At 46.8% G+C, this 308-nt stretch carries 1 pseudogene; it reads right to left on the reverse strand.

Annotated features, from left to right (window positions below):
* Positions 1-308, reverse strand: a pseudogene (locus BHE89_RS00465) (RNA-guided endonuclease TnpB family protein); the annotation flags it as partial.

The raw sequence follows: 308 nt of genomic DNA on the forward strand, positions 1-308 counted from the left end.
TCCAGTTTTACCAGATGGACGCCTTTTTCTGCGGCTTTATATTCCAGCTTTGTGATAAAACCATGCCAGCCTGCATCACCGATAGCGCGAGCCAGACAGTGGTTTTTCATCATATTCGCCGATTTCAGTGTCTCTACAATTATCGCTTGGTTTTCGTCAACAATTGCACGAGAGAGTTTGTGTTGAAAATCAGCACGGGCCATTGGCTACCCGTTCGTGTACACCTGCAAGCTGTATTCGGGCTTTACGGCGATTAGCACTCCCTTTTTGCTTGCGAGATAAGGCTTTTTGTTTTCGACGTAGGTGAC

Source organism: Shigella sp. FC1967 (genome assembly GCF_001743005.1).
Taxonomy (GTDB): Bacteria; Pseudomonadota; Gammaproteobacteria; order Enterobacterales; family Enterobacteriaceae; genus Proteus.